The sequence below is a fragment of the Proteus cibi genome (genome assembly GCF_003144405.1).
Classification (GTDB): domain Bacteria; phylum Pseudomonadota; class Gammaproteobacteria; order Enterobacterales; family Enterobacteriaceae; genus Proteus; species Proteus cibi.
Genome location: NZ_PENW01000026.1, coordinates 102913 through 122812 on the forward strand (window position 1 = coordinate 102913; position 19900 = coordinate 122812).

Consider the following 19900-nt stretch of genomic DNA (forward strand, 5'->3'; position numbering starts at 1 on the left):
GTTAATTTATTTAGTGACATTTATTAACTTCTTATTCTCTATTATTTATTATTTACAACTAACGCATCACTTATGGATTAATAAAATGGAGACGCCTTCAAATATTTATTTAACCGTCCGTATATAATATTTAGCTATAAGAAGAAACTGGAGGTTATATGAGTATTAGTCGTCGTTCTTTCATTAAGGGGATGGGAATAGGATGTGCTGGTTGTACCGTGAGTAGTTTGCCACCGGGTGCACTTGCCTTTAATCCTGTAGATTCTCTTAAGGGTCAGTCAAAATTAACACCTAGCCTGTGTGAAATGTGTTCTTATCGTTGTCCGATAGAAGCTCAGGTTGTTAACAACAAGACCGTTTTTATCCAAGGAAATAGAAATGCTGAACACCAAAGTAGCCGAGTTTGTGCTAGAGGTGGAAGTGGCGTAAGCCTTGTCAATGATCCTAATCGTATTGTTAAACCCATGAAACGCAAAGGCCCAAGAGGCGCTGGTGAATGGGAAGTAATAAGTTGGGAACAAGCTTATAAAGAAATTGCAGAAAAGATGAACGCCATAAAACAAAATTATGGTGCAGAAAGTATCTCTTTTTCATCTAAATCTGGTTCGCTATCTTCTCACCTTTTCCATTTAGCGGCTGCATTTGGCTCTCCAAATACTTTTACACACGCAACCACTTGCCCAGCAGGTAAAGCTATCGCTGCATCCGTGATGATGGGTGGTGATCTTGCAATGGATTTAGGGAATTCGAAATACATTCTCTCTTTTGGTCATAACCTTTATGAAGGTATCGAAGTCGCTGAAACACATGAACTAATGACAGCACAAGAGCGCGGTGCAAAACTAGTCAGTTTTGATCCTCGTTTATCTGTTGTTTCAAGTAAAGCGGATGAGTGGTTCGCGATCCGCCCAGGCGGGGATTTACCTGTTCTCATGGCAATGTGCCATATCTTAATTAAAGAAGATCTCTACGATAAAGATTTCGTTGAGAAATTTACTGTTGGTTTTCCTCAATTAAAAGACGTTCTGCAGGATACAACGCCAGAATGGGCTCAAGCACATTCTGATGTTCCCGCTAAAGATATTGTGCGTATTGCTCGTGAGATTGCAGCCAAAGCACCTCACGCACTGATTATGCCTGGTCACCGCGCAACCTTTAATAAAGAAGAAATTAATATGCGCAGAATGATCTTCACCTTCAATGCCTTACTGGGTAATTTTGAACGTGAAGGCGGTATGTATCAGAAAAAAGCAGCATCAAAATATAATAAACTCGCAGGTATTAATGTTGCCCCTGAATTGGCTAAACCAAGCGTTAAAGGAATGCCTGAAATTACCGCAAAACGTATTGATGCAACAGCACCTCAGTTTAAATATATCAATAAAGGTGGCGGTATCGTTCAATCAATTATTGATTCAACATTAAACGGTGTACCTTATCAAACTAAAGCATGGATTATGTCTCGCCATAACCCATTCCAGACCGTGAGTTGTCGTCCTGATTTAGAAAAAACAGCACAAAAATTAGATTTAATTGTTAGTTGCGATGTGTATTTAAGCGAAAGCGCTGCTTATGCAGATTATCTATTACCTGAAACAACTTATTTAGAACGCGATGAAGAGATTTCTGATGTTTCGGGCCTCAATCCAGCTTATGCCCTCCGTCAGCAAGTCGTTGAGCCAATTGGTGATACAAAACCAAGTTGGTTAATTTGGATGGAATTAGGGAAGAAACTGGGATTAGCGCAATATTTCCCATGGGAAAATATGGGGGTTCGTCAGCTATATCAAGTCAATGGTGATGAAACACTGTATAAGGAAATCCATAAAAAAGGCTACTTATCCTATGGTATCCCATTACTTTTACGTGAGCCTTCTTATGTAAAAGCCTTCGTTGAGCAATACCCAGATGCTATCAAACATGTTGATGGCAATAATATGATGGAAAAATCACTGTCATTTAAATCACCTAGTGGCTTAATTGAAATCTATTCTGAAGAGCTAGAAAGTCGTTTAGAAAATTATGGCATTCCTCGTTTCCACAACTTCCCATTAAAAGAAAAAGACGAGCTTTATTTTATCCAAGGTAAAGTCGCCGTTCACACTAATGGTGCAACACAATACGTACCATTATTAGCTGAATTAATGTGGGAAAATCCTGTTTGGCTTCACCCAGAAACAGCCAAAAACCATGGAATTAAACATGGTGATGAAATCATTCTAGAAAACAGTACAGGTAAAGAAAAAGCACATGCGTTGATCACTGAAGGCATACGCCCTGACACTGTATTTGTTTATATGGGATCAGGTGCAAAAGCAGGTGCAAGAACAGCAGCGACTACAACAGGCGTTCACTGTGGCAACTTATTACCTCATGAAATTAGTCCTGTATCAGGTACTGATGTGCATACATCAGGTGTCAGAATTAGTCGGGCTTAAGGAAAAAAATAACGATGAACAATAATGATAAACAATTTGTCATGTTACATGATGAAAAACGTTGTATTGGCTGCCAAGCTTGTACTGTCGCGTGTAAAGTCATCAATGACATTCCTGAAGGATTTAGCCGACTTCAAGTCCAAATTCAAGGTCCTCATGACGACGAAGCAGGTAATCCACATTACCAATTTTTCCGTGTTTCTTGCCAACATTGTGAAGATGCACCTTGTGTTTCAGTTTGCCCTACGGGTGCCTCTTTTATTGATGAAAATGGTATCGTTCAGGTGAAAAAAGAGCTGTGTATCGGCTGTGATTATTGTGTCGGTGCTTGTCCTTACCATGTTCGTTATATCAACCCAATGACGCATATCGCAGATAAATGTAACTTCTGTTCTGATACTCGATTAGCTGAAGGTGAATTACCTGCTTGTGTATCGGTATGTCCAACAGATGCACTTGCTTTTGGTCGTATCGACTCACCTGAAATTCAGGCTTGGATCAAACAAAAGTCTGTTTATCAATACCAATTAGATAATGTCGGAAAACCAAGTTTATTCCGTCGTAAAGAAATCCATCAGGGAGATAAAGCATGACTAGTATCTGGGGAGCAGAACTCCATTATACGCCAGATTATTGGCCTGTATGGTTAATGGCAGCGGGTTTATTAATCGTTGCTATGATAGCTGTATTAGTTATTCATGGCTTACTACGCTACGCCCTTGCACCAAAACACACGGGTCATTATGAAGAAGAGCGAGTTTATTTATACTCTAAAGCGATTCGTTTTTGGCACTGGGGTAATGCTTTACTGTTTATCCTATTACTATTGAGTGGATTTTTAGGGCATTTCTCTATCGGTAATGTCACTTCAATGGTGCTATTACATAAGATTTGTGGTTTTGTTCTTATCGCGTTCTGGATTGGTTTTATTCTTATCAACTTAACGACCAGCAACGGCGTACATTACAAAGTAAGATTTAACGGGTTAATTGGTCGTTGTATCAAACAAGCTCGCTTCTATCTTTACGGTATAATGAAAGGTGAACCACATCCTTTCGCAGCAACTGAAACTGATAAATTTAACCCACTTCAACAGCTCGCTTACTTAGGTGTGATGTTTGGTTTAGTACCACTGTTACTTGTTACTGGATTATTATGTTTATATCCTGAAGTACTTGGTGAAGGCTATTGGATGCTAAAAGCGCACTTAGTATTAGGGATCGTAGCATTAATGTTTATTTGTGCACACTTCTACTTATGTACACTGGGTGATACTTTTACCCAAACATTCCGTAGCATGGTGGATGGTCATCATCGTCATCAGAAACATGATGATCATGGTTCTATAGCAGAAAAAACAGAACATTAATTTCTCAATATCCTTGCTGTTATGTTTCATTTCCTAAAATGCCCGTTTAAGCGGGCATTTTTTTGATCTTACTTCAAAATTTCATTCTCTTTTTGTGACGAGAAAGCTATCTAATGCACAAATGACAGCGCTAAAAAATACGCCTTTACTCACAGCCACTCGAACACACTCTTAAACCTCTCAAAGACTAATGTTACTGCTTCTTCAGGTTCACGATGAAGAAGCAACACTAATCCACTCTAATGTGATATTAACGACTATTTCCATAGATAGTTATTTAATGCTAAATACTTAATTTTGATCTGATGACGTATTTTTATCAATGCACACATTTTGCCTTTATCATATTAAAATTCACTTTTTTTTAATTTATTAGTGTCAAATGCATCAGTTATACGTTTAATAGCTTCAAAAATGTTATCGGGAGGTAAAGCTGTAGAGGTTAATATAAGAGGTAATTTTATGAGTGGCTTATTCTAAACAAGTATTAATTAGCTGTTTTTTTATCATACAAATAAATACGAGAATATATTTCTCCAAACATGAAAGTCTCAGTTCATTTGCAATAAAATTATTATTTTTTTTGTAGAAATTAAAAATTTTCATTCTCTATAAACGTAAAATGCCCTAATAAGGGCATTGATTTCATATAGAGGCTTCATTCATTTATTAAGAAAATTCTTATTATAAATTAACTAAAGAGAAATGCTCATATATAAGAATTATCTTACTCAATTTAGTTATTCTAAAATGAGTGACTTTCTAATTTAATAATATTATTAGAAGATTGAAAGAGCCTTGCTATCGAAATGAGCTGGAATATGTTGTTCATTACGCTCAGTTTCTTGAGACATTCCGCCAGTTACTTCTTCAAAGAAGCTACCAATATTAACGCCTAGTACTTCAAGCACTCTAACTAAGCAATCAATATCAATACGGTTTACACCACGCTCATAACGAAATAGCTGTTGTTCACTAATATCAATCTCTTTTGCTAACTGAAATACAGTATAACCTTGAGATTTTCTTAATGACTTAATTTTTTGTCCAACTGCATAAGCGACTGGATACTTGCTACTCATAATATTGTTCTCGCTTTTCACTTTGATTGATATCTAATTTATAATGGTGTATTCCTGCGCAATAATATATAAAACTATATATTATAGAGGGCACCTTTTTGTTTTAATAAAATATTATTTTTAGTAGATAAGAAATATTACAATTCATAACATGACTTATCATATGTAAATAATATACTACGCATTTAAACACTTTCAACCAGTCAAAAAAAGACAGTACAAGCATGGTGATTTACTCATACTAGTAAATAACACCTAGGATAATGGCATATACCCTTTATTATCAAAGAGTTAAAATATTTTAATTATAAAATCACGCTTTTTTTTTCTTAAACTTTACTCATTAATTAGAATTATCATCTAGTACAAGCTTAATTTAAAGTGTGATTGTTTGAATTGTTCAAAAATAAATCAACTTATATCAGTCTAATTTATTTAAAATAATAAATTAACCTCATAAAGGTAACGATTTTATTATTTTTATTAAATACCTTAAGCAATATCAATGAAATCTGATTAATTTACAAACAAGCCAATATTATACTTTTATATCAATAAGTTATATTGATTGCATTGAAATATAGATACAGATCACACTTTAAACATTTGTTAATTAAATTATATAAGCATAAACCCTTACTCTTTCAACTAAATATATTTCAAGAACCACAATTCTTTATTACTCTAGAATAAATAAATAATAGATTTAATTACTCATTTTTTTTGAATTTTTATTAATGAATAACTTATTTTAATTTTCAATTCGATTAAGGTTCTTCTTTATGAAATAGAAAAAGAATACACATTAACATAAATATTTTTTGTTTTATCAGTAAGTTATTAGAACAATAGGTTTAGTATCATAAAAATTGTTCTTTTTATGAACACAAAATACTATTCTTTCTTTTTCACTCAAATACGCGCATTCGATGCATTACAAAAACAGAGTCAACATCACTTCTTAAGGTAAATTTAAAAAGGAATAAGCTGTTAAATATCGATTCTAGTATGATCTAATTTTGTTAAAAAAAACAAAAATCAATCTTTTTACATCCTAAGTAATTATACTTATTCCATATAAGAGTTATTCTTAGGGTAAAATAAACATTAATATTTTTATATAATTTATATTCCTGCCAAATGCACAAATTTCTCCATTTTTAATAAAAAATGAAATTAACCACTCCAGAGCAAATCAATTACTGATGAAATAAGTGTTTTTTGCTTTATATCATTTACAATCCAGATCATTATGATGAAAATATTGATAAATATCAAATTTTTGTTTTAACCCATTGTAAATCAAAAAGTTAAATAAACAATCTTGCTATATCATATCGTTAGAAAAGAAGAACAAATAAGTTAAAACATCATTATATTTAATCTTTTTTTCTTACCTACTTATTCAATGGTTTATAAAAAGTAAGAAAGATTAACTATAAAGCCCAGTTTTTGCTTTTTACTCTTATTAATTTTTTCTTAAAAAATGAGTGATACCTCTTTTTCAGTGTTGATTTAAAATGGTTTAACTTGCTCATTTTATGAGAAATATTGCTCATAAAATATGCTCGAGTAATTTATAACAGTGTATCTAAGGTTATTTCATTTTATTAATAAACAGGAAATACCTCTATCTACACTCAAAAGGAGTAGATCTTTCTTTTTCAATAAGCGTAATTTTTTTTATATTTTCAGCTCAAATATTGAACACCACTCAAAAAATAAATGCATCTTTTCTATTGAGTGAACGCCCTCATCCAAAATGTTCAACTTAACAATAGAAAAACAATTTTCATTTTAAGTAACGCCATTTCAAATGATACAAATATGACTAGATGTAAAAAGGTGTAATTGTAATAAAGAAACGGCTGATGATCCCTTTTCACAAAAACACAGTGCAATAACAAGTTAAAACAGCCTTAGAAACTAAGAATTCGAAAGGAACAAGATAAGCTTCTAAATATTGCTTTGGTTGGTATAAAAGGATGATGTCGATAAAAGGGCTAGGAAAGCATACGCGTAAGGATATGCGGTCATGAGAGAAGTCATTAGCAACGCGAAAGATGATAGAACAACAGAGACACAGATAAAACAATTGATGCTCAGAATAACGTAACTAGACAGCAATAACGCGAGTATTAAAAGTTAAAAACTATTGTTGATTAATTTAGAGAAGTGCTAAGGAAATAAATAAGAGAGTACTACGGAGAGATAAAGAAATGGTGGGCGGTATTGGGCTCGAACCAACGACCTCCTCCTTGTAAGGGAGATGCTCTACCAACTGAGCTAACCGCCCGCTTTATTATTAAATGGTGGGTCGTGGGCGATTCGAACGCCCGACCAATTGATTAAAAGTCAACTGCTCTACCGACTGAGCTAACGACCCATTTAATAATTTGCGTAAATCTGTAAGTAGTGTTGTGAATGGTGGGTCGTGGGCGATTCGAACGCCCGACCAATTGATTAAAAGTCAACTGCTCTACCGACTGAGCTAACGACCCATTTAATAATTTGCGTAAATCTGTAAGTAGTGTTGTGAATGGTGGGTCGTGGGCGATTCGAACGCCCGACCAATTGATTAAAAGTCAACTGCTCTACCGACTGAGCTAACGACCCGTCACAATGTTCACTACTTTATATTGTATTTTTAGGGATGGTGGGTCGTGGGCGATTCGAACGCCCGACCAATTGATTAAAAGTCAACTGCTCTACCGACTGAGCTAACGACCCATACCTAACTGTGTGATAACGCGGGAAATAACCGGATGAAGTGGTGGGCGGTATTGGGCTCGAACCAACGACCTCCTCCTTGTAAGGGAGGTGCTCTACCAACTGAGCTAACCGCCCACTTCATAATGACTAAATTCTCACTACCACGCTTTAATGTAATTGGTGGGCGGTATTGGGCTCGAACCAACGACCTCCTCCTTGTAAGGGAGATGCTCTACCAACTGAGCTAACCGCCCAATTACACTAAATAATACAACTTATCACAACGAATAATGGTGGGCGGTATTGGGCTCGAACCAACGACCTCCTCCTTGTAAGGGAGATGCTCTACCAACTGAGCTAACCGCCCGTCGTGATGGGGTGCATTATAGGGATACTGCGCTATGAGTCAACGATTTTTATCAGTTTTTTATCGTGAAAATGATCGTTCGTTTTATTTTTAGTCAAGATGCTTTTTTTAGCACCATAAGTGACACAGCAATTAACCAAAATAATCCTACGGATACTCTTCGTCAAACAAAAAATCATCAATTTGAAAATTTTATCTCTGTTAAAAGCTTAATGCCATTGAGGAATTAGCATCCAGTGATAAAATAAGGCAACCATTTCGTTTTTTTGATAATCACGATTACTTATCTATATATAAGTAAGACGTACAAAGGCAATCCCAATGAGTAAAATAAAAACCCGTTTTGCACCAAGTCCTACTGGCTATCTACATGTTGGTGGTGCGCGTACCGCACTTTATTCCTGGTTATATAGCCGTCACAATAAGGGCGAATTTGTACTGCGTATAGAAGACACCGACTTAGAACGTTCTACACAGCCAGCCATCGATGCAATCATGGACGGTATGAATTGGTTAAATCTGAATTGGGATGAAGGTCCTTATTATCAGACTAAACGCTTCGATCGCTATAACCAAGTGATTGATCAAATGTTATCTGCGGGTACCGCATATCGTTGCTATTGCTCTAAAGAACGTTTAGAGCAACTACGCGAAGATCAAATGGCGAAAGGTGAAAAGCCTCGTTATGATGGCTGTTGCCGTGGTGGTAATCATAATCACAGCGCTGATGAGCCTCATGTTGTGCGTTTCTTAAACCCACAAGAAGGTTCTGTTATTTTTGATGACAAAATTCGCGGTCCAATTGAATTTAGTAACCAAGAGCTTGACGATCTGATTATTCGTCGTACTGATGGTTCTCCAACTTATAACTTCTGTGTTGTTATTGATGACTGGGATATGGAAATCACTCACGTGATCCGTGGTGAAGATCATATCAATAACACACCTCGCCAAATCAATATTCTCAAAGCATTAGGTGCACCGGTTCCTGAATATGCTCACGTATCAATGATTTTAGGTGATGATGGTAAAAAACTATCTAAACGTTATAACGCAGTCAGCGTCATGCAATATCGCGATGACGGCTATTTACCAGAAGCACTATTAAACTACTTAGTCCGTTTAGGCTGGTCTCATGGTGACCAAGAGATCTTTACGATTGATGAAATGGTTGAACACTTCACTTTAGAAGCTATCAGCAAATCAGCAAGTGCGTTTAATACTGATAAACTGCTATGGCTAAACCATCACTACATCAATACCCTGCCAGCAGAGAAAGTCGCTGTTCATTTAGATTGGCATATCAAACAACAAAATATTGATACCAGCAATGGCCCATCATTAGTTGAGTTGATCAAATTATTAGGCGAACGTTGCAAAACATTAAAAGAGATGGCTGAAAGCTGCCATTACTTCTATGTTGATTTTGAAACCTTTGAAGAAGCGGCTGCGAAAAAACATTTACGTCCAGTTGCTCGTCAACCATTAGAAGTTGTTCGCGATAAGTTATCAGCAATTACAGAGTGGACGGCTGAAAATGTTCACCAAGCCATTCAAGATACTGCTGATGAATTAGAAGTGGGTATGGGTAAAGTGGGTATGCCGTTACGTGTTGCTGTAACAGGTGCAGGTCAATCTCCTGGCTTAGATGTTACCGTTCACGCTATTGGTAAAACACGTAGCGTTGCACGTATTAATAAAGCATTAGACTTTATTACTGAAAGAGAAAACCAAGCTTAATTTACTCATTAATCTAGCTTATTAAGAAAGATACATCCCTAAAGTAGGGAATGTATCTTTTTTTTGTACTCTTTTTCAGCAATCAATAAATAATGTGAGATTAACTGATTGACAGTATTGTGCTTGTTGCCTATTATCAAGCCCGTTCCAGTATGTTGGGGCTATAGCTCAGTTGGGAGAGCGCTTGCATGGCATGCAAGAGGTCAGCGGTTCGATCCCGCTTAGCTCCACCAATATACTTCCAGAACAGCCCAATATGTGGGGTTATAGCTCAGTTGGGAGAGCGCTTGCATGGCATGCAAGAGGTCAACGGTTCGATCCCGTTTAGCTCCACCAGAATTTGAAGATCCTGAAGAGAAATCTTCGGGATTTTTTGTTTTCTATGTCCTTAATTTATTTCTTATTGTGCAGTGTAACCCCCATCAATGGCATAAAATGCCCCTGTTGAGAAACTGCTCTCATCTGAAAGTAAAAAAGCGACCGTTTTAGCCACTTCTTCTCTCGTTGCCATTCGTTTCATTGGGTGTGTATTTGCCATCCATTCACGTACTTCGTCGGGTAACATTTGCATTCTTGGTGTATCAACATAACCAGGTCCAATAGCATTGATCCTTATTCCTTTGTCTGCAAACTCAAGCGCAGCTGAACGTGTGATCCCCAATACAGCGTGTTTAGCCGCTGTATATGCTGAAATACCTGCGATCCCTACAATTCCATTAGACGAAGAAAGATTCACAATACTTCCTCCCCCACTTTTTAATATTGCAGGTATGCCATATTTCAAACCATAAAATACCCCATTGATGTCTGTATCAATTACTGCTTTCCAATCTTCAATCTCATAATCCACGATAGATGTATTATGAGGTCCTGTGATCCCCGCATTATTCACCAAACCATGCAGTGCTCCAGCTTGAGTGATGATAGTTTCAATCATTTCTTCAACTTGAGAAAATGAGGTCATATCAGCTTGCAAAGCGATAACTTTTTTTCCTGTTATATCAATAGAACGTGCTGTTTTTGTTATTTCCTCTAAATGTCGACCAGTAATAAAAACTGTTGCACCACGTTGGAATAGTAATTGTGCGATACCTTCACCTACACCAGTACTTGCCCCCGTGACTAAAATCACTCTATCTTTAAAATAATCCATCATTTCGACTTTACCTCTTTTCAATGACATCAGTTTCTATCAAGCAACCGTAAAATAATTAACCAAAGTTAACTATAAATCATTCTATTTGATTAACTTTAGTTAATCAATATAAAGTTTATTCAAAATGAATGACCTGATAATATTAACTTTAGTTAACATAATTCATGAGATGGCGTATTTATGGAAAAGTGTGAATTAGAAAATGCATTGTCATTATTACAATGTACATTAGTCGCGCAACGAACACGTTATACCCCTGAGCAAGTCACTTGGGGTCAATATGATATTTTGGAATTATTGCGCTTGCGAGGCGACTTAACCCCTTCTCAATTGAGTGATTCGTTGGCGATTTCAAGACAAAATTTATCGAAATTTATGCGGGGATTAAAATCCTTAGGATTTATTGCACAAAATCGCTCTGAAAAAGACAAACGTGAGTTTATTACTCATTTAACTGATGAGGGGCACGCCTTTTTAGCAAGAGCAGCATTAGGTCGAAGACAAAATGCTGAGAAAATAAGTGAATGTTTAACGCTTGGAGAACAAACATTATTTATTGAATTAAGTCAGAAAATTATTAATGCATTAACCCCTGAAAAATCAGGTATGGATCATAATTAATATCACCGCTTTAATGGCTTTAATAACCCTTCTAAACCTTCTATTTTAATTGCTAAGGTCATCTCCATGAGTTGACCAAGCTTACCTTCAGGAAACTCGCCTTTCTTTGCAAACCACAATAAATACTCTTCGGGTAAATCAACCAACATACGCCCTTTGTACTTACCAAATGGCATTTGTGTGTTTGCTATATCGATAAGGTGCTGTTTCTCTAACATGTTCTCGACCACGTTGTCATTGAAAGGATATAGCCGATTATAGGGTAATTTAACGATAAAAAAAGCAGTACCCAAAGGTACTGCTTGATTTTCTATTACTTAATTAACTAGTGACTCAGTTTACATTGTTATTTTATTCACATGCTATCTGTTTTATCTTCTGAGATTAAACAAACAGACCTGCAATAGCGGCTGATAAGAAGCTGACTAATGTAGAACCGAACAGTAATTTCAGACCGAAACGAGAAACAACGTTACCTTGTACTTCGTTTAGACCTTTAATCGCACCTGCAACAATCCCGATTGAAGAGAAGTTAGCAAATGAAACTAAGAATACAGATAAGATACCAACAGAACGTGGTGAAATTTCAGCAGCGATATCTTGTAAGCTACCCATTGCAACGAATTCGTTAGACACTAATTTCGTTGCCATAACACTACCAACACGTAATGCATCTTGCTCTGGCACACCAATAACCCATGCTAATGGATAGAACACGTAACCTAAGCAATCTTGGAAACTAATACCAAAAATCATGCTGAAAATCGCATTCACCGCAGCAATTAATGCAATGAAACCAATCAGCATTGCAGCAACAATTAATGCCACTTTGAAACCCGCTAAGATGTATTCACCTAACATTTCAAAGAAGCTTTGACCTTCATGCAGATTACCCATTTGAATGTCTTCTTCATTCTCGACTGAATATGGGTTAATCACAGAAAGTACGATGAATGTACTGAACATATTCAGTACCAGTGCAGCAACAACATATTTTGGATCTAACATTGTCATGTATGCACCCACAATCGACATTGATACAGTCGACATTGCCGTTGCAGCCATGGTGTACATACGACGTTGAGACATTTTGCCTAATACATCTTTATAGGCAATAAAGTTTTCTGATTGACCTAAAACTAATGAGCTAACGGCGTTGAAAGATTCCAGTTTCCCCATACCGTTCACTTTAGAAAGCACAGTACCGATAATGCGGATCACGAAAGGTAATACTTTGATATGTTGAAGAATACCAATTAATGCAGAAATAAAGATAATTGGACATAAAACATTCAGGAAGAAGAATGCTAAACCACCTTTCATCATGCCACCGAATACGAATTCAGTACCTTGTGCGGCATAACCTAATAAGTGATCAAATAATCCAGCGAAGCCACGAACAAAGCCTTCACCAACATCAGAGTTGAGGAAGAACCATGCTAATGCGATTTCAATAACTAATAACTGCACAATATAACGCAGACGGATCCCTTTGCGGTTGTTACTCGCAACGAATGCTAATGCGCCAATAACGGCGAGTGCTAAAACGAAGTGAATGATAGAAGACATGCATGCTCCAAAAATAAAAATAAATCTTGTAGAGCATTTTATGTAACGCGTAACATTACGATGTGATTACCGTCACAATCTCATGAAACCGAATACACACTATTTATTAAATAAGATAGGTTGATCACACTTTGAAAGTGACTTAAGAAACATTAAATGTAAATTTAGCTTAAGTAAAAATGCTACTGAGAAGTTTTCCCAGTAGCATTTATTAAATATTAGAATGATTATATCGATTGATCAAGTAATCGTATCATTTCATCTTCATCAATAACGGTTATCCCTAATTCGTTAGCTTTCAATAACTTAGAGCCTGCCGCCTCACCCGCAATCACCATGTCCGTCTTTTTAGAAACACTTCCGCTCACTTTTGCACCTAATGCTACTAATCTGTCTTTTGCTTCATCACGTGTTAACTGTGAAAGTGACCCCGTTAACACAACGGTTTTACCTGCAAAAGGATTATCGCCCGCTTCGTGAGTCACAATAACTGGCGCTTGCCATGTAATACCAGCATCATTGATCAATTGATCAATAACCATTCTATTGTGTTCTTCTTGAAAGAAATTAACGACATGTTTCGCAACAACATCGCCCACATCAGGGACTGATTTTAGCGCTTCAACATCTGCATTTCGTAATGCATCAAGGGTTGAAAAATATGTTGTCAATCCACTTGCTGTTGCTTCACCGACTTCCCGAATACCAAGTGCATAAATAAAACGTGCAAATGTCGTTGATTTAGCCTTATCTAAAGCAGTGATCAATTTTTTAGCTGATTTTTCGCCCATCCGCTCTAAACCAGATAAGATTTTTTCATCTAAACGGAAGAGATCCGCAGGTGTTTTAACATATTCTTTCTCAACCAGTTGGTCGATAATTTTATCGCCCATTCCATCCACGTCCATAGCTCGGCGTGAAACAAAATGTTTAAGTGCTTCTTTACGTTGCGCTCCGCAGATTAAGCCACCAGTACAACGAGCAACCGCTTCGCCTTCAATACGCTCAACATCAGAATCACAAATAGGACAATGTGTCGGAAAAATAATTTCTTGAGCATCATCAGGGCGTTTTTCTTCAATCACACTGACAACCTGAGGAATGACATCACCAGCACGACGAATAACGACGGTATCGCCAATGCGTATCCCTAAGCGTTCAATTTCATCAGCATTGTGTAATGTTGCATTACTGACAACAACACCGGCAACTTGAACAGGCTCTAAACGTGCAACCGGTGTAATAGCACCGGTACGCCCTACTTGGAATTCGACATCTTTGATAATCGTCATTTGCTCTTGAGCTTGGAATTTATAAGCAATAGCCCAACGCGGTGCTCTTGATACAAAACCGAGCTCTTCTTGCAGTGCAATATCATCAACTTTGATAACAACACCATCAATATCAAAACCTAAATTAGGGCGAATTTCTTCTATATGGTGATAAAAATCAAGTACCGCTTTGCTACCTGTACAAATTTTTACAGCATCGCTAACAGGTAATCCCCATTGCTTAAATTGCTGTAGGCGCTCATAGTGACTTGTCGGTAATTCTCCACCTTCGAGTACACCGACACCGTAACAGAAAAAGGTTAATGGACGTTTCGCTGTGATACGAGGATCAAGCTGTCTTAATGAACCGGCGGCGGCATTACGTGGGTTAGCAAAAACTTTTCCACCTGTGCGGCGCGCTTCCTCGTTTAAATATTCAAAGCCTTTTTCATTCATAAAGACTTCGCCACGAATTTCAATACGAGCAGGAATATCATTGCCATATAAACGCAGAGGAATGGCTCTGATCGTTCTTACATTTTCAGTGATATTTTCCCCTGTTGTACCATCACCCCGCGTCGCGGCTTGTACTAATACTCCATTTTCATAAAGTAAACTAACTGCCAATCCATCTAATTTTAATTCACAGCAGAATGTGATCTCTTCACTATTTTTTAAACGATCACGTAAACGCTTATCAAAAGCCAGATAGCTTGTTTCATCAAAAGCATTATCTAAGGAGAGCATCGGAATTTCATGCCTCACTTGCTCAAATGCAGTTAGAGGTAAGGCACCAACTCGTTGTGTAGGTGAATCAGAGGTAATTAATTCAGGGTGTTCAGCTTCTAATGCTTTTAGCTCATTCATTAAGCGATCGTATTCAGCATCAGGTATTTCAGGTGCGTCCATGACATGATAGAGATATTCATGGTGACGTAGAGTAACGCGAAGTTTATCAATTTTTTGTTGAGTGTTTTTATTCATGAGTATCACCAAAGAAGAAAAACCCCCGCAAGCGGGGGCTTTTTACAGACAAAAGCTATTGATTTAAATCCAGCGTCCTGCGGATCCTAGATTTATAAAGCTCGATTTTTTGTGGTGTTAAGAGTTTGCGTTCATCATCCAGCACAACACCACCTACATCAGATGCTATACGTTGAGCCGTAAGTAACATCAATTTAAAGTTTTGGTTAGCATCACCATAAGATGGCACCATCATAAACATCGATACACCAGGTGTCGCTAACTCAGCCATCGTATCAATGTTAAATGTTCCCGGTTTCACCATATTCGCTAAACTAAACAACACAGGTCCATTGGCGGTTGGATTGAGATGACGATGGAAAATATTCATTTCGCCAAATTGGAATCCAGCTTGAATGATACTTTGCATCAATGCTTCACCATCCAGCATTTGACCATGATGTGCACTTACGTTTAGAACAATAACCAGCTCTTTTTCTGCTTCTCTTGCTTGCGGAGCAGATTCAACGTTTGCCTCTTCAGCCGGAGCATGATGCGAAGCCTCAGTTTCAACAGGAGTCACATGAGCCGTTGTCTCTGAAATTGAAGGCTCAAAACTCGCAGATGGGCTTACTGTATTAACGTGTGATTTTATTTCACTCGCAACATTAACCACAGGCGCTTGTTTCGGTTCATCCCCTACAATGGGTACAGGCTCTTTTTCAATAACATCAAAAACACCAAGACTAGGTTCTTGCTGTAATGAAGTATCGTGAGAGTTCCCTTTTGTTTGGGTTTCAGACATTAATGGGTCTCTATCTGCCACTGAAATTTCAGGTTCATGTAGAGGCTCCGATTTTATCGGTGACTCACTCTCCTGCTTTTCAGTAGAGGATAAAGTTGATGTCTGATGACTAACCTCAGCATATTGTGGTTCGTCATCGTTCTCATCTGACTGATAATTCTGTTTCTGACGTTTTACTGGGCGATTACGGAAAAGCTTAGAACGCTCTTTTCGACCAATCCATAAGCCGTGTAATAACAAAGCTATGATTAAAATCGCACCAACAACGATTAATATCAGACGCAAATTTTGCTGCATCATTTCTATCTCTGTTGTCTTGAGGTTTAATAGCCACGTTGGCAAATATTACTTTTTACTAAGAGTATTTGCCAATGCTCATAAGTGCAAGCCAATACTTAATTTTCTTGTCACAAAGATACACACATCAATCTCTTATGCACATTTTTTAGACAATTCATGACTAGTAAGGCTGATTATCTCCCTATATGATACTAGCTTGCCCTCATTGGAGAGAATAGGAAGTATGACAAATTTGACAGAAACGAATAAAAATTTAAATGGATTTCATTATTTTGCTCTTGGTTGGCGTTTAATTACACGCAAAGGGCTGAAACGTTTTGTTATCTTACCCTTACTTGCCAATATTATTATTCTCGGAAGCGCCTTTTGGTGGTTGTATGGTCAAATTGGTGGCATGGTCAATTGGATGATGGAAAAAGTGCCTGATTGGTTACAGTGGTTAAGTTATTTAATCTGGCCATTATCCGTTATTTTTATTTTATTGGTGTTCACTTATTTCTTTAGTACCTTAGCCAACATTATTGCTTCTCCGTTTAATGGATTATTGGCTGAAAAATTAGAAGGTCAAATAACTGGCATTGCCCCACCAGATACGGGTATTGCGGGTATATTGAAAGATGTTCCACGTATTTTAAAACGTGAGTTAATTAAAATAGCTTATTATTTACCACGCGCTATTGTCTTGTTATTGCTCTATTTTATTCCTGCTATCGGACAAACTGTTGCCCCTGTTTTATGGTTTGCTTTTGGTGCTTGGATGATGGCAATTCAATATAATGACTTCCCATTTGATAATCATAAAGTTTCATTTGCAGCGATGAAATCTTCGCTTAAACAAGATAAATGGAATAATCTTCAATTTGGTATGGTTATTAATATTTTTACCATGATCCCTATTCTAAATTTAGTCATCATGCCCGTTGCAATTTGTGGTGCAACCGCAATGTGGTGTGATCGTTATCGTAAACAGCATGTTCAAGATGGACAGTGGTAAACTGAATTTAGTGACGTATTGATAAATATAAAAACCCCGTTTTTTATTTAAACGGGGTTTTATTTTATACTTTTTTCTAAAACATAATTTTGCTGATTTTATTATTAATCAGATTACTCTATTAATGAACGAATATAATCTTTCGTTTCTTCCCTATCCATCGGCTCACGCTCATTAATCCCCATTTCAAAGATATTTAATGCACCATCTAGCTTTTCAATAAGCTCTTCATCATCTCGAATGCAGAAAATATAAGCATTTTCAAACGGAGTGAGATCGACCAACCGTAACCCTTTTTCTGTCAAAAAGTGGTTAATATATTCCAAATAAGGGAGTTCATAAGGCAACATATAAGGATCTACACTCACCTCATCCCAATCAATATTTTCAACTTGAGATAAAATCAACGCACTTGGTGATTCTGGTAAAGCGATCTGCTCTAACGATTTTAAATCAGGAATATCACCAAAGTATTCAGTCCACTCCACATAGTCCATTAATCCTTGAGCTGAGAGTGATTCATATAGCCAGTTAAGCACATCTTCTTGAGCATCTGACTCAGGTAAATTTTCACGCAAAGCGTGTGCATCTAATTCAGGCACAGCAAGTTCAAGCGCGCAAATCAACTCTTCAATGGTTTCCATTATGACCCCTGTATTTGCAATAAATTTGGTTAAAAATAGATTATCAGCCATCAATATACTGTACATCTCTTGATTTATTAATTTGTGAATCGTCTCACTGACTCTTGATTAGAATCTTTTGGAATAAAAAGGTAAAAAAGTTATAAGTATATTCATAAAGCTTATTTCCATCTTTAGCATGATGGCGTATGGTAATTTCATCTGACCTTATAAAAATTATGTACCGAGGATAAAAATGAGCAAGATTTTCGAAGACAACTCGCAAACTATTGGGCACACCCCCTTAATTCGCTTAAAGCATTTCGGAAATGGCAACATTCTGGCTAAAGTAGAATCTCGTAACCCAAGCTTCAGTGTAAAATGCCGTATCGGTGCCAACATGATTTGGGATGCAGAAAAGAAAGGCATTCTTAAAAAAGGTGTTGAGCTTGTGGAACCTACTAGTGGTAATACAGGGATTGCACTGGCTTATGTTGCAGCAGCTCGTGGCTACAAACTAACACTGACGATGCCAGATACGATGAGTGTCGAACGCCGCAAGTTACTCAAAGCATTAGGTGCTAATTTAGTGCTGACTGAAGGTGCAAAAGGCATGAAAGGTGCCATTGATAAAGCCAATGAAATTCGTGATAGCGATCCTCAGCGTTACCTTTTACTGCAACAATTTAGTAATCCTGCTAACCCTGAAATTCATGAAAAAACCACAGGTCCTGAAATCTGGAATGATACTGATGGTGAAGTAGGTGCAGTTATTGCTGGTGTCGGCACGGGTGGTACTATTACAGGTATTGGTCGCTATTTGAAAAAGACACAAGGCAAAGCAGTAACAATGGTTGCTGTTGAACCAGCCAGCTCCCCTGTTATAACTCAAGCTTTAGCAGGTGAAGAAATTAAACCGGGTCCTCATAAAATCCAAGGTATCGGCGCTGGCTTTATTCCTGAAAACCTAGATTTATCGTTACTGGATCGTGTTATTCAAATCACTAACGAAGAAGCCTTTGATACGGCTCGTGAAATTATGACTAAAGAAGGTATTCTCGCAGGTATCTCTTCAGGTGCAGCGATTGCGGCAGCCGTAAAACTTGCAAAAGAGCCAGAGTTTGCAAATAAAGAAATTGTGGTTATTTTACCTTCTTCAGGTGAGCGTTATTTAAGTACCCCACTTTTTGCTGACATTTCTGACAGCTAAATCGCGTCATCTCAATTGTAAAATATTTATTAAAAAAGCACCTTAATGGTGCTTTTTTTGTGGTAGAGATCAAAGTTTGTCATCCAGACAGGTGATTTATTTCTTCGAGTTTAGTATTTAATCAATTAATTATTTCGAAGGTCGAAATTAATCAGAAAATAACCGAGATGACAAAACGAACTCTTTTATCTTTCTGAACACTATTTTTATCAGATGACGCTTTACGACTTAATATTATCTGATATTGCTACGCAAAGCAGGACAAATTCATCTACACTTACTAAGTCCTGACTTAATGTGAACAATTGAGTTATAAAAGGAAAATATCCTATGTACCAGCAAGAAGTTACTATTACAGCACCAAACGGCTTACATACTCGTCCTGCGGCACAATTTGTAAAAGAAGCCAAAACATTCTCTTCTGATATCACACTTATCTCTAGCGGTAAATCTGCCAGCGCTAAGAGCCTTTTCAAACTACAAACTTTAGGTTTAACCCAAGGTACTGTTGTGACTATCTCTGCTGAAGGCGAAGACGAAAAACAAGCGGTTGAAGCATTGGTAAAATTAATGGCGGAATTAGAGTAATTCGCGATCAAGTAATAACGCCGTATTTATTCCCCTGAAACCATTCAGGGGAGTTAATTTCAATGATGATTTTAAAACAACAGTATTTTGCA

At 37.1% G+C, this 19900-nt stretch carries 15 protein-coding genes and 10 tRNA genes; 10 read left to right on the top strand and 15 right to left on the bottom strand.

Annotation, left to right across the window (positions count from 1 at the left end):
- Positions 1 to 158 precede the first annotated feature (158 nt).
- Genes phsA through phsC form a run of 3 tightly spaced genes read left to right on the top strand, consistent with a single transcriptional unit; the run spans position 159 to position 3807 of the window.
- Positions 159 to 2438: a thiosulfate reductase PhsA gene (gene phsA / locus DK865_RS14195; RefSeq protein WP_109392218.1), complete on the top strand. Its 2280-nt coding sequence runs from the start codon at positions 159 to 161 to the stop codon at positions 2436 to 2438.
- 14 nt (positions 2439 to 2452) lie between these two features.
- Positions 2453 to 3031, top strand: coding sequence for a 4Fe-4S dicluster domain-containing protein (locus tag DK865_RS14200; protein WP_023581663.1), 579 nt, complete (start codon positions 2453 to 2455; stop codon positions 3029 to 3031).
- A complete protein-coding gene (phsC, locus tag DK865_RS14205) occupies positions 3028 to 3807 on the top strand; it encodes a thiosulfate reductase cytochrome B subunit (protein WP_023581662.1) in 780 nt (259 codons plus the stop codon). The genes DK865_RS14200 and phsC overlap by 4 nt, the downstream gene beginning before the upstream one ends.
- Before the next feature lie 779 nt (positions 3808 to 4586).
- Here the strand turns inward: phsC and DK865_RS14210 are convergent.
- From DK865_RS14210 to DK865_RS14250, 9 genes are all read right to left on the bottom strand, one after another.
- On the bottom strand, positions 4587 to 4889 hold the full coding sequence (locus DK865_RS14210) for a helix-turn-helix domain-containing protein (RefSeq protein WP_023581661.1): 303 nt from the start codon (positions 4887 to 4889) through the stop codon (positions 4587 to 4589).
- Positions 4890 to 7109: 2220 nt separating this feature from the next.
- Positions 7110 to 7185, bottom strand: a tRNA-Val gene (locus tag DK865_RS14215).
- Between the two features lie 14 nt (positions 7186 to 7199).
- Positions 7200 to 7275, bottom strand: a tRNA-Lys gene (locus tag DK865_RS14220).
- 39 nt (positions 7276 to 7314) lie between these two features.
- A tRNA-Lys gene (locus tag DK865_RS14225) sits at positions 7315 to 7390 on the bottom strand.
- A 39-nt stretch (positions 7391 to 7429) separates the two neighbouring features.
- Positions 7430 to 7505: transfer RNA gene (locus DK865_RS14230), tRNA-Lys, on the bottom strand.
- A gap of 38 nt (positions 7506 to 7543) precedes the next feature.
- Positions 7544 to 7619: transfer RNA gene (locus DK865_RS14235), tRNA-Lys, on the bottom strand.
- 41 nt (positions 7620 to 7660) lie between these two features.
- Positions 7661 to 7736 (bottom strand) — tRNA-Val (locus tag DK865_RS14240).
- A 43-nt stretch (positions 7737 to 7779) separates the two neighbouring features.
- Positions 7780 to 7855, bottom strand: a tRNA-Val gene (locus DK865_RS14245).
- Positions 7856 to 7892: 37 nt separating this feature from the next.
- A tRNA-Val gene (locus DK865_RS14250) sits at positions 7893 to 7968 on the bottom strand.
- Positions 7969 to 8289: 321 nt separating this feature from the next.
- Between DK865_RS14250 and gltX the strand changes: the two genes are divergently transcribed.
- The 3 genes from gltX (at position 8290) to DK865_RS14265 (ending at position 10044) form a co-directional block, all read left to right on the top strand.
- The gene (gene gltX, locus DK865_RS14255; protein ID WP_023581659.1) at positions 8290 to 9708 is read left to right on the top strand and encodes a glutamate--tRNA ligase; all 1419 of its coding nucleotides are present in this window, start codon (positions 8290 to 8292) and stop codon (positions 9706 to 9708) included.
- Positions 9709 to 9865: 157 nt separating this feature from the next.
- Positions 9866 to 9941 (top strand) — tRNA-Ala (locus DK865_RS14260).
- Between the two features lie 27 nt (positions 9942 to 9968).
- Positions 9969 to 10044, top strand: a tRNA-Ala gene (locus DK865_RS14265).
- A gap of 64 nt (positions 10045 to 10108) precedes the next feature.
- On the opposite strand, the gene DK865_RS14270 is transcribed toward DK865_RS14265, so the two are convergent.
- Positions 10109 to 10861 carry an SDR family NAD(P)-dependent oxidoreductase gene (locus DK865_RS14270; protein WP_036913417.1) on the bottom strand — a complete coding sequence of 251 codons (753 nt, stop codon included), beginning with the start codon at positions 10859 to 10861 and terminating at the stop codon, positions 10109 to 10111.
- A gap of 183 nt (positions 10862 to 11044) precedes the next feature.
- Between DK865_RS14270 and DK865_RS14275 the strand changes: the two genes are divergently transcribed.
- Positions 11045 to 11485, top strand: coding sequence for a MarR family winged helix-turn-helix transcriptional regulator (locus DK865_RS14275; protein ID WP_109392219.1), 441 nt, complete (start codon positions 11045 to 11047; stop codon positions 11483 to 11485).
- A 2-nt stretch (positions 11486 to 11487) separates the two neighbouring features.
- Here DK865_RS14275 and DK865_RS14280 read toward each other — a convergent pair whose 3' ends face one another.
- The 4 genes from DK865_RS14280 to zipA form a co-directional block, all read right to left on the bottom strand.
- Positions 11488 to 11703 (bottom strand): DUF3820 family protein, encoded by a 216-nt coding sequence (locus DK865_RS14280; RefSeq protein WP_023581656.1) that lies wholly within the window; start codon positions 11701 to 11703, stop codon positions 11488 to 11490.
- Positions 11704 to 11869: 166 nt separating this feature from the next.
- On the bottom strand, positions 11870 to 13054 hold the full coding sequence (locus tag DK865_RS14285; RefSeq protein WP_023581655.1) for a NupC/NupG family nucleoside CNT transporter: 1185 nt from the start codon (positions 13052 to 13054) through the stop codon (positions 11870 to 11872).
- 227 nt (positions 13055 to 13281) lie between these two features.
- The gene (gene ligA, locus DK865_RS14290) at positions 13282 to 15309 is read right to left on the bottom strand and encodes an NAD-dependent DNA ligase LigA (RefSeq protein WP_109392220.1); all 2028 of its coding nucleotides are present in this window, start codon (positions 15307 to 15309) and stop codon (positions 13282 to 13284) included.
- A gap of 55 nt (positions 15310 to 15364) precedes the next feature.
- Positions 15365 to 16390, bottom strand: a complete 1026-nt coding sequence (zipA, locus tag DK865_RS14295; RefSeq protein ID WP_228407796.1) for a cell division protein ZipA — start codon at positions 16388 to 16390, stop codon at positions 15365 to 15367.
- A 226-nt stretch (positions 16391 to 16616) separates the two neighbouring features.
- Between zipA and cysZ the strand changes: the two genes are divergently transcribed.
- Positions 16617 to 17387 carry a sulfate transporter CysZ gene (cysZ, locus tag DK865_RS14300; protein ID WP_023581651.1) on the top strand — a complete coding sequence of 257 codons (771 nt, stop codon included), beginning with the start codon at positions 16617 to 16619 and terminating at the stop codon, positions 17385 to 17387.
- A gap of 113 nt (positions 17388 to 17500) precedes the next feature.
- Here cysZ and DK865_RS14305 read toward each other — a convergent pair whose 3' ends face one another.
- Positions 17501 to 18031 carry a hypothetical protein gene (locus DK865_RS14305; protein WP_036912578.1) on the bottom strand — a complete coding sequence of 177 codons (531 nt, stop codon included), beginning with the start codon at positions 18029 to 18031 and terminating at the stop codon, positions 17501 to 17503.
- A 235-nt stretch (positions 18032 to 18266) separates the two neighbouring features.
- Between DK865_RS14305 and cysK the strand changes: the two genes are divergently transcribed.
- Complete coding sequence (cysK, locus tag DK865_RS14310; protein ID WP_023581649.1) at positions 18267 to 19220, top strand: cysteine synthase A; 954 nt, start codon at positions 18267 to 18269, stop codon at positions 19218 to 19220.
- A gap of 330 nt (positions 19221 to 19550) precedes the next feature.
- Complete coding sequence (gene ptsH / locus DK865_RS14315; RefSeq protein ID WP_006533407.1) at positions 19551 to 19808, top strand: phosphocarrier protein Hpr; 258 nt, start codon at positions 19551 to 19553, stop codon at positions 19806 to 19808.
- Positions 19809 to 19900 lie beyond the last annotated feature (92 nt).